12 protein-coding genes and 1 tRNA gene are annotated in these 10062 nt (G+C 61.9%); 4 read left to right on the top strand and 9 right to left on the bottom strand.

What is annotated here, in order from left to right:
• Positions 1-72 precede the first annotated feature (72 nt).
• From ACMLHG_RS15545 to ACMLHG_RS15535, 3 genes are read left to right on the top strand one after another with little or no spacing between them, the layout of a single operon-like run.
• Entirely contained in the window at positions 73-1281 is a 1209-nt protein-coding gene (locus ACMLHG_RS15545; RefSeq protein ID WP_417171083.1) for an aspartate aminotransferase family protein, read from the top strand.
• A gap of 4 nt (positions 1282-1285) precedes the next feature.
• Positions 1286-2185, top strand: a complete 900-nt coding sequence (gene argF / locus ACMLHG_RS15540) for an ornithine carbamoyltransferase (RefSeq protein WP_294433775.1) — start codon at positions 1286-1288, stop codon at positions 2183-2185.
• Positions 2186-2189: 4 nt separating this feature from the next.
• Positions 2190-2786: a manganese efflux pump MntP family protein gene (locus tag ACMLHG_RS15535; RefSeq protein ID WP_417171082.1), complete on the top strand. Its 597-nt coding sequence runs from the start codon at positions 2190-2192 to the stop codon at positions 2784-2786.
• Positions 2787-2801: 15 nt separating this feature from the next.
• Here the strand turns inward: ACMLHG_RS15535 and ACMLHG_RS15530 are convergent, their stop codons facing one another.
• From ACMLHG_RS15530 to ACMLHG_RS15490, 9 genes are read right to left on the bottom strand one after another with little or no spacing between them, the layout of a single operon-like run.
• A complete protein-coding gene (locus tag ACMLHG_RS15530; protein ID WP_417171081.1) occupies positions 2802-3443 on the bottom strand; it encodes a hypothetical protein in 642 nt (213 codons plus the stop codon).
• Positions 3440-3880, bottom strand: coding sequence for an HIT family protein (locus tag ACMLHG_RS15525; protein ID WP_417171080.1), 441 nt, complete (start codon positions 3878-3880; stop codon positions 3440-3442). The genes ACMLHG_RS15530 and ACMLHG_RS15525 overlap by 4 nt, the downstream gene beginning before the upstream one ends.
• A gap of 2 nt (positions 3881-3882) precedes the next feature.
• Positions 3883-4539 (bottom strand): potassium channel family protein, encoded by a 657-nt coding sequence (locus ACMLHG_RS15520; RefSeq protein ID WP_417171079.1) that lies wholly within the window; start codon positions 4537-4539, stop codon positions 3883-3885.
• Positions 4540-4559: 20 nt separating this feature from the next.
• Positions 4560-5861, bottom strand: coding sequence for a TrkH family potassium uptake protein (locus ACMLHG_RS15515; protein WP_294433763.1), 1302 nt, complete (start codon positions 5859-5861; stop codon positions 4560-4562).
• A gap of 28 nt (positions 5862-5889) precedes the next feature.
• Entirely contained in the window at positions 5890-6399 is a 510-nt protein-coding gene (gene lptE / locus ACMLHG_RS15510) for an LPS assembly lipoprotein LptE (RefSeq protein ID WP_295807647.1), read from the bottom strand.
• Entirely contained in the window at positions 6396-7487 is a 1092-nt protein-coding gene (locus ACMLHG_RS15505; RefSeq protein ID WP_417171078.1) for an outer membrane protein assembly factor BamD, read from the bottom strand. Before ACMLHG_RS15505 ends, lptE begins: the two co-directional genes overlap by 4 nt.
• Positions 7488-7525: 38 nt before the next feature.
• Complete coding sequence (locus ACMLHG_RS15500) at positions 7526-8500, bottom strand: KpsF/GutQ family sugar-phosphate isomerase (protein ID WP_295807644.1); 975 nt, start codon at positions 8498-8500, stop codon at positions 7526-7528.
• A 15-nt stretch (positions 8501-8515) separates the two neighbouring features.
• Positions 8516-9367: an ATP phosphoribosyltransferase gene (gene hisG, locus ACMLHG_RS15495; protein WP_295807642.1), complete on the bottom strand. Its 852-nt coding sequence runs from the start codon at positions 9365-9367 to the stop codon at positions 8516-8518.
• 24 nt (positions 9368-9391) lie between these two features.
• The gene (locus tag ACMLHG_RS15490) at positions 9392-9655 is read right to left on the bottom strand and encodes a phosphoribosyl-ATP diphosphatase (protein WP_294433753.1); all 264 of its coding nucleotides are present in this window, start codon (positions 9653-9655) and stop codon (positions 9392-9394) included.
• A gap of 183 nt (positions 9656-9838) precedes the next feature.
• Here ACMLHG_RS15490 and ACMLHG_RS15485 point away from each other — a divergent pair.
• Positions 9839-9914 (top strand) — tRNA-Lys (locus ACMLHG_RS15485).
• The last annotated feature ends 148 nt before the right edge of the window (positions 9915-10062 follow it).

The raw sequence follows: 10062 nt of genomic DNA, 5'->3' as shown, positions 1-10062 counted from the left end.
TAAAAAAGGTTCTATATTATCATTTTCCACTTCAAAAAAAGGGAAAGTTTCACTATTCAGGAGTCTTGAAAGATGGAAAACCTTTACGAAACCACCGTCGAACGGTACCGCAAGTATGTGATGCCCACCTATGCCCCGAAGATTCTGTTTGTCCGAGGCCAGGGCGCGCGCCTGTGGGATGCCGACGGGCGCGAATATCTCGATTTCGCCGCCGGGATTTCCGTCTGCAACCTCGGCCACTGCAATCCGCGGGTGACCGCCGCCATTCAGAAGCAGGCCGCGACGCTGGTGCACGTCTCCAACCTCTACATGAACGAGGTGATGCCGCGCCTCGCCGAAAAGCTGATTACCAACTGCTTCGACGGCGTGGTCTTCTTCGCGAACTCCGGTGCGGAGGCCAACGAGGGCATGATCAAATTCGCCCGCAAGATCGGCAATGCGACCGGCCGCAACGAGATCATCTCGATGAACAACTCCTTCCACGGGCGGACGCTCGCGACGCTGGCCGCCACCGGCCGCGCCAAGTACCGCAAGGGATTCGAGCCGGAGGTGCCCGGATTCAAGCAGGTGGACTTCAACGACATCGACGCGCTCAAAGCCGCGATCACCGACAAAACCTGCGCCATTCTGCTCGAACCGGTGCAGGGCGAAGGCGGCATTCTGCCGGCCGACCGCGACTATCTGCGGCAGGTCCGGGCGCTCTGCGACGAGAAGAATTTGCTGCTGCTCTTCGATGAGGTGCAGTGCGGCATGGGCCGGATCGGCACCCGGTTCGCCTGGCAGAGCTTCGGCGTCGAACCCGACGCCTTCTCGATGGCCAAGGCGATCGCCAACGGCCTGCCGATGGGCGGTTTCATCGTCCAGCGCAAATATGCGGACACCCTGACCGTCGGCACCCACGCGAGCACCTTCGGCGGCACGCCGCTGGTCTGCGCCGCCGCGCTGGCGGTTCAGGAGGCGTTCGATCAGGACGGCGTCCTCGAAAACTGCGTCGAACAGGGCAACTACCTGCGCACCAAACTCGCGGAACTCGGCAAAAAGTACTCCTTCGTCAAGGAGGTGCGCGGCATGGGGCTGATGATCGGCGTGGTGCTCGACCGCGAAGCGGCGACGCTGGCCGGACTCCTGCTCAAGCGGAACCTCGTGGTGCTGACCGCTGGGGAGACCGTTCTCCGGCTCCTGCCGCCCTTGGTCATCACCCGCGAAGAGGCCGACCTCGGTTTGGAAAGAATCGCAGCCGGACTGGAAGAACTCGACCGGCTGATCAAAGAGGAGAAGTAATCCCATGAAGAAAGATCTGTTGACGCTGAGGGACATCACCCTCCCGGAACTCAATGAAATATTCGCTCTCGCTTCGAAGCTGAAGGCCGAACGCGGCAAGGTGAGTTTCACCCCGCTGACAGGCAAGAGCATCGGGCTGATCTTCGCAAAGTCCTCCACCCGCACCCGCGTCTCCTTTGAAGTGGGCGTCGGTGAGCTCGGCGGGCGGCCGCTCTATCTGGATCAGTCCAAGATGCAGGTCGGGCGCGGCGAAACCGTGGCCGACACCGCCAAGGTGCTCAGCCGCTACCTGCACGGCATCGTCATCCGCACCTTCTCGCACGCCGACGTCGAGGAGCTGGCCCGCGAAGCGACGATTCCGGTCATCAACGCGCTGACCGACGACTACCACCCCTGCCAGATCATCGCCGACCTCCTGACCATCCGGGAATACTCCGGGCGGGTGGATGGTTCGATCCGGATGGCCTTCTACGGCGACGGCCGCAGCAACATCGCCAACTCCCTCATGCTGGCGGCCCGGCTGACCGGCATGGAGCTGGTGATCGCCGCGCCGGAAGAGGAGCGTCCGAGCGAAGCGCTGATGGCCGGCTGCCCGAACATCCGCTGGGAAGTTGACCCTATGAAGGCCGCTGAAAAGGTGGACTACTTCTACACCGACGTCTGGGTGAGCATGGGCTTCGAAGCCGAACAGGCGCGCCGCATGAAGATCTTCCGCCCCTATCAGGTCAATGCGGAGCTCTTCAAGGTGGCCAGTCCGGATGCGAAATTCCTCCACTGCCTCCCCGCCCACCGCGGGGAAGAGGTCTCGGAGGACGTGATGGATTCTCCCCGTTCGATCGTCTTCGACGAGGCGGAAAACCGTCTCCACGTCCAGAAGGCGATCATGGCGATGCTGATGAAGTAACACCATGTCGTTCGTTGCGGTTCTTCTGATTGCGGTAGGCGTCTCCATCGATGCGTTCGCCGTCTCGGTGAGCGGCGCCCTCTGCGACCGCACCGGCAGAAAGATCCGCAACGCCGCCTGGGCCGCCCTCTTTTTCGGCGGCTTTCAGATCCTCATGCCGCTCCTCGGACTCGCCGCGGCCGCACTGCTGCAGAACGTGGTCCGCACCATGGACCACTGGCTCGCTTTCGCGCTGCTCGGATTCGTCGGCGGAAAAATGATTTTCGAAGGGCTCCGGAAAGAGGAGGAGAAGGCGGAAAAGGATGGCGCGGAGCCCTGCTGCCCGCCGGATTTCTTCGCTCCGCGCGCCCTCTTTCTGCCGGCAATCGCCACCAGTCTGGATGCGCTGGCGGTAGGAGCGGGGCTGGCGTTCGCCGGTTCCGGCATCTGGATTCCCGCCCTCGCCATGGGGGTGGTCACGGCGGCGGCCTCCGCCATCGGCGTGTTGATCGGCGTCCGCCTCGGCTCCCTGGCCGGCGAGCGGGTCATGATGGTCATCGGCGGCTGCGCCATCGTCCTTATCGGGCTCAAAATCCTGCTGGAGCATCTCGGAATTCTCTGAACCGGCCGCACCGGTTCAGAATTTCAATCCCTGTCCCTGCTGGCGCAGTGTCACCAGCGCATTCCGCAAGGTGCGGATGGAACTGCAATACGCGGCCAGCGTCTCCCGGAGCGTGTCATCCTGCCCGGCGTTGCGCTCCCCCTTCCGCCGGCTGAAACGGCTCAGGTTGTCGTCGCACACCTCGGCGAGCCACCGGGAATACGCCTCCGGCTCCACCGTGGCGAGCGTCGGCGGCGGCTCATCCCGACGGCTTTTCCCGCTCCGGCGATTTCGACTGCGCCGGAACGTCTTCTCGTAATCGGCCATGCCGGTACCCTTGAGCCGGAAGTGATAGGAGGAGGCGAGCCGCCGGCTCACCGACTGAAAGAGATTCCGCAGTTCCGCCGCCGGGACCGACATGTTCGGCATCTGATCGAGCCGGGCGCGGGTCAGCACCCGCTGTACATCGCGCCCGTTCAGCTCAAGCTCGTTGAGCAGTTCGGCGGTCTCCTGATAATACGCCTCATCCGGCGACATCCCCGCCGCCCGCCAGAAACGCTGTTCAATCCGGTCGAGAGCGGCCGCGATCCGGTCGAGCCGGTCCGCGGCCGCCAGCGGCAGTGCCGCCGCCGACAGCCACATCACAAGCAGCAGCAGTGCCGGGAGCGGCCGCCTCACGCTTCCGGCTCCCGTTCCAGCGCCGTGGCGAGCCGCTTCGTCAGCCGCTCCGCCAGAGCGGCCGCCTCACCGTCACCGTACTGCTTCTGGCGCCAGTTCCAGTGGAATCCATCTTCGACGCCGCGCGGCACCACGTGCAGATGGGCGTGCATGACCACCTGCCCCGCGGCGGCGCCGTCCGCCAGATGCAGATTGAACGCATCCCAGTCGAATTCGCGGCGCAACGCCACGCCGATCCGGGCGCCGATGTGGAACATCCGGCCGGCCGTCGCCTCCGGAATCGTCGCGCTCGACTCGTGGTGCTCTTTCGGAATGACCAGCGTATGGCCGAAATTGATCGGGCCGATGTCGAGAAACGCCAGCACCAGATCGTCCTCGTAGATCTTGACCGCCGGAATCTCTCCGGCGATGATTTTGCAGAAGATGCAGTTCGCCATGATTAGTTCTCCTTGAAAAGTTTCAATATCGACTCCCGGCTGCCGAAGACGGTCAGCTGATCGCCTTTCTCCAGCAGAGTATCCGGGCTGAGAATCGTTTCGGTCGGGCAGCCGGGCTTGTGCATCAACAGCACCGTCACGTTGCAGCGGTTGCGCAAATCCAGCTGGCGGAGCGATTTGCCCGCCATCCGCGCCGGCACCGAAACCTCCGCAAACGCCGACCCCTTGAATTCGAAGAGATCGGTGATGTTCGCCATCGAAAGCCGCCGGGAAATCCGTTCGGCCACATCCTGTTCCGGCTGGATCACCTCGTCAGCCCCGAGCCGGTAGAGAATCCGCTCCTGAATGGCGGTGTTCGCCTTGGCCAGCACCTTGCGCGCCCCCTCCTGCTTGAGCAGTGTCAGCGCCAGAACCTGATCTTCAAAATGGGAGCTCATGCCGAGAATCACCGCGTCGAACTTGGCGACGTTCAGCTCCCGCACCACCTCTTCGTTGCTGACGTCGGCGATGATCGCCTCGGTCACCTTCTCGCGCAGATCGTCCACCCGCTGGCGGTCAATGTCGACGATAACGACGGTGTTGCCCGCCTTGCCCAGTTCCACCGCCAGTTTGGCCCCGAAAGAGCCGAGCCCGAACACTGCATACTGATTTTTGGCCATACCCTACCTGAATTCCCCGTTTAACCAATAATAACCCGTTCATCGGGATATTTCAAGCGCACCGTCTTCTCGCGCCCCAGCAAAAACAGCATAATCGTAAACGGCCCGATCCGGCCGATGAACATCAGAAACGAAAGCAGGAGCTTCCCTTCCACCGTCAGCTTGGCCGTGCCGCCGATCGTCAGCCCAGTGGTTCCCAGCGCCGACGCCGCCTCAAAAAACGCCTCCATCATCACGGTTCCCGGCGTAATCATCTGAATCGCCATCGCCGCCACGCAGGCAAGAAGCGTGAACATCACGATGATGGTGAAGGCACGCAAAACCTGCGCCGACGGTATCCGCCGGTGAAACATCAGCACCTCCGGATTCCCCTTGAAGGTGTTGAGAATGGCCGCCGCCGCCACCGCCACCGTACTGGTCTTCATGCCGCCGCCGGTCGAGCCGGGCGAGGCGCCGATCAGCATGAAGATGATGATCAGCGTCGTCGTCGACGCCGGAAGCGTCGTGATGTCGAATGTACTGAATCCGGCGGTCCGCGACGAAACCGACAGGAACAGCGCGTCAAACCAGCCGATCACCCGGTCGTTGATCACCCCGAAAAACCAGATCAGCACCGCGCCCGCCGCAATCAGAATCAAATTGGTCAGCAGAACCACCTTGGAGTGAACCCGCAGATGGGTTCCGCGCCGCCGCATCACCTGCAGAAGATCGTAAATCACATACACCCCCAGGCCGCCGAGAATCACCAGCGCCCCCACCGCAAACTGCACCAGGCGCGACTGCCCGGCCAGACTGTCCACAAACGGACTCAGCCCCGCGTTGCAGAATCCGGTGATGGAGTGAAACAGCGAATACCAGAGCGACTGCCCCCAGGAGTATTTCTCCAGAAACCCCGGCAGCATCAGCAGGAATCCGCACGCCTCGCTGACCAGCGTGTAAGTAACGACGGTCCGGGTCAGCCCTTCGGTTCCCCGCAGCGAAAAGTTGTCGCTCAAACTGGAGATCATCAGCGTGTCGCTGAAGGAGAGTCCGCCGCCGAGCATCAGCAGGATCGACGCGCTCAGCGTCATGATGCCGATTCCGCCGATCTCCACCATCAGCAGGATCATCGACTGGCCGAACAGCGTGAAGTTCTCAATCGGCAGCACGCTCAGCCCGTTGACGCAGACCGACGAGGTCGCCATGAACAGCGCGTCGCTCCAGGAGAGTTCCCCCGCACGGTAGCACCACGGCAGTTTGAGGATCAGCATCCCCGCCAGAATGAACGTCAGAAAGGACAGAATGAACAGCGACTGTCCTTTTTTCACCACGCCGATCAGCATGCCGCCACCTCCGCCGCCGCGAACGGGATCACCACCCCTCAGTCACCGCGGTAACCAGCTGCTTCGCCGCGTCGTACGCCGCCTGCCGGATGCCGTTACGACGGCCGATGTACATATCCGGCCCGGTCTGGAACTCCGCCGAACCGGTCACCGAGCGGGTGGAAATGAGCGGCTTGGCACTGCCGGGAATAATCACCGAAAACTCCACCTTCAGTTGCACACGCCACTCGTTCGGCACGAAAAGATCGTCGTTGACCGTCGACCAGTTCACCTCAGAGAACCTGATGCTGACCACCCGGGCATAGACGATGCAGTCCGCCTCCTTCTCATCCACCAGCTTGAGCGAACCATCCGTCATGAAACACTCGCAGAGCAGTCCGCGCATCTCCGCCGCGACATTGTAGGCGACAGTTTCATTGACCACCGGAGCGACGGCGACCGTCTTCACCTGCGGGTGCATCAGGGAACCAACCTGGTAGCCGCAGCCGCCCAGCAGGAGAAACAGCAAGAGAAAAAGTGTACGCGGCAGCCGGCTCATCGGGCATCCTCCTTCGACGCTTCATTCATATTGGACTTGAGCTGACCGGAAAGATCGAAAACCGGCAGCAGGAACTTCCCGCTCCCCTCCCCCGGCGCAATCAGCAGTTTCTCCGCCTCCTGCGGCAGCGGATAGGCGACAATCCGCGGCAACCGCGAAGCCGGATCCGGCCGGAACTCCTCCGGCACAAAGGTGCGGTCCAGCTTGACCAGCAGCGCTTCGGAGGCGTCCGCCGAAAGCGTGTCCGGATACTCCTGCAACACCTGCGCCAGATAACGCTCCGCCGCCGCTTTCCGGCCGTTCTCGGCGTAATATTTCGCCATCGACAAGAGCCGGGCCGCCTGAATGTCGCGCCCCAGCATCAGATGGCGCTTGACCCAGTCGTTCTCGCTCGCGTCGGGATATTTCTCCTGAAAGGTCTTGAACGCATCCATGGCCTCCTGATTGTAGCGGCCGTCGCCGTCGCCGCGCTGTGAAAGCTGGTAGAGACCGGTTCCAAGCGCAAGGTAGGCGTATTTGCACTCCGGGGAATCCGGGAAATCCCGGATAATCAGCCGGAGCTGCTCCAGCGACTTCTGCAACTCCCCCTTCTGATCGAAGAGATAGGCGAGCCGGAGCCGCGCGCCGGGAGCGTTTTCCGCAAACGGCGCCCGCGAAAGCGCCTTTTCGAACACCTCGATGCTCTTGTCGTCATCCACCAGCCAGGGGATCCAGCGCAACGACCAGAACGACGGATCGCGCCGCCCCTGATAGTAGGCTTCGCCGATCGCATACTCCCGCTGAACGAGTGCGACGAAATCGGCGTATTCCGGATAGGAGGTGAGCAGTTTCTCGATCGCCTCGAACTCCCGGTAGAGCAATCCGCACATCCGCCACGCGGAGATCTGGGCCAGCACCGAATTCGCCTTGACCGCGGTGGAGTCCCCCAGAAGTTCGGCATCCTCGAATTTGCCCGCCGCATCGCGGTAATCCCCCGCCTCGTAGGCGGTGCGGCCGGCCATGTAGGCGGCGGTGGCTTCGTTGTCGTCGGCCGCCGCCGTCACGGCCATGCAGAGGGCCAGAGCAGGAAGCAGAATTCGTTTTATCATCGATCCATCCTGTTTGCGGTTGTGCAACTGCCGCGCCGTCACATCAGTTTCAGCCCGGGCAGATCCTGTACATCGATAAAGCCGCAGACGCCGCCGGCGTCGTCGACCACCACAATATCGTCGATATGGCGCTTCTCCAGCACCTTGAGCACTTCGACCGCCAGCGCATCCTGCCGGATCGAAACCGGTCCGGGCGTCATCACTTCGCGCATCTCGCGCTCGAGCACCGACATATCCTTCTCCGCCCAGCGCCGGAAATCGCCGTCGGTGAAGATTCCGGCCAGTTTGCCGTCGTCAACGACAATCGCCGAACCACAGCGGGCGTGGCTCATCCGGAAGAGGGCCTCCCGCACCTTGGTGCCGGGATCCACGATCGCGGAATGTTCCTTGTCGCGCATGATATCCGAAGCGCGCATCGTCACCATGCGGCCAATCGCACCACCGGGGTGCAGCCGCCCGTAGTCGCTCTTGGTGAATCCCTGCTCGTCGAGCAGAACCATCGCCAGCGCATCGCCGAGCGCCAGGAGAGCGGTCGTGGTGGTCGTCGGCGCAAGGTTGAAGGGACACGCCTCCCGCGGCACCGGCATCTCCACGACCAGATCGCTCATCTTCCCGAGCGTGGAACCGGCGGAAGCGGTGATCGCGACCAGTTCGACCCCCAGCCGTTTCGCCGGCGTCAGCACGACCAGCAGCTCCTCGGTCTCGCCGCTGTAGGAGAGCGCGATGAGAAGATCGTGCTTCTGAATGATGCCGAGGTCCCCGTGCCGCGCCTCCACCGGATGCATGAACACCGAGGGGGAGCCGACGCTGGAAAGGGTGGCCGCAATCTTCTTGCCGATGTAACCGCTCTTGCCGACGCCGGTGAACACCAGTTTGCCGCCGGCGTTGATCACATCCATGCAGCGGTGAACCAGCTGCTCGAAACTCGCGCCTAAATTGTCGCGCACAGCCACCAGCCCCTCGATCTCGGTGTCGAACACCTCGCGGGCACGTTCCAGAATCGCTTTTTTCATCTCACATCTCCCTTGTTACAGACGGCAGGAGCGAATGTCCGTGACAATGATGCCGCGGGCGCCGATCTGGTAGAGCTCATCCATGATCCGGTTGCACTCCTTGCGGGCCACCATCGCCTTGACCGCGACCCAGTCCGGGTTGGAGAGCGGCGAGACGGTCGGGGATTCCAGCCCGGGAGTGATCGCGCAGGCCGCCTCCAGCTGAAGGCGCGGAATGTCATATTCGACCATCGCGTAGGCTCCGGCAACCAGAATTCCTTTGAGACGGGCGATCAGTTTCCGGACCGCCGGCCGTTCAGCGAGTTCGGCGGAGCGGCCGATCAGAATCGCCTCCGAAACGAGCATCGGCTCGCCGATCACCTCCAGCCCCGCCTCGCGCAGCGTCGCGCCGGACTCCACCACGTCGGCGATGGCGTCGGCCACCCCGAGGCGGATTGAAATCTCCACCGCGCCATCCAGCCGGACCACCGGGCAGGAGAGACCGCGCTGAGCGAGATTCTTCCGGAGCAACTCCGGATAGGAGGTGGCGATGCGCAACCCGTTGAGCGTCTCGACCGTGAGACCGGAATTCTTCGGCACCGCAAAGCAGAAGCGCGACCGCCCGAACTCCAGGTTCATCAGCTCGGTCACCTGCGCGCCGGAATCCGCCGCGAGGTCGCGGCCGGTGATCCCGAGGTCGAGCACGCCGTTGCCGACGTAAAGCGCGATGTCGCGCGGGCGCAGAAAGACGAAATCGATCTCATTCTCCCGGTCGGAGACGATCAGCTCACGGCCGGAACGGGTGCAGCGGTACCCGGCCTCGCGCAGAAGCCGGACGGAATCTTCGGAAAGGGCCCCCTTGTTGGGGATTGCCAGTTGCAGACTCATGAAAAACTTTCCTGTTGTAGGCTCTTAGAGATACTTGTAAACATCTTCGAGTTCGAGACCGTTGGCGATCATCATGACCTGAAGGTGGTAGAGCAGCTGGGAGATCTCCTCGGCGGTCTTCTCCCGCCCCTCATATTCCGCGGCCATCCACACTTCGCCGGCCTCTTCGACGATCTTCTTGCCGATGAAATGCTTGCCCTTGTCGAACTCCTTCACCGTCCCGGACGCGGGATCGTGAGACGACACCTTTTCCTTCAGCTCCAGAAACAGCCCGTCAAATGTTTTCATACGATCTTTTCACCCTAGAAATAAACTCTTTCGAAACGTCTTGCCGTTAATATAGCCCGGCAAATGGAAATTACCAGATCCCCGCACGGCCGGAATGACAACATTGCACAATTTTTTTTTTCACAATTCCGCCGCAACCCGGCTTGCATTTCCCCGAAAAAGTGTCATATTATACGATGTTGTGCGCTCATAGCTCAGTTGGTAGAGCAAGTGACTCTTAATCACTGGGTCCTGGGTTCGAGTCCCCGTGAGCGCACCATTTTTTTTTTTGATGCGGACGTTCCCTGCGGTTGCCGGGAACGTTTTTTTGTGTCCGGAAATTCCGGGGATTTCTCCTGTTTCGACCGCCCGTCCCTCTTTTCCGTGAAGCTCTCCATCCGATCAGGCGTTCCGGAGTGTCCCGCATG

Source organism: Victivallis sp., from assembly GCF_048170485.1.
GTDB lineage: Bacteria > Verrucomicrobiota > Lentisphaeria > Victivallales > Victivallaceae > Victivallis.
This window is presented reverse-complemented; position numbering and strand designations above follow the sequence as displayed.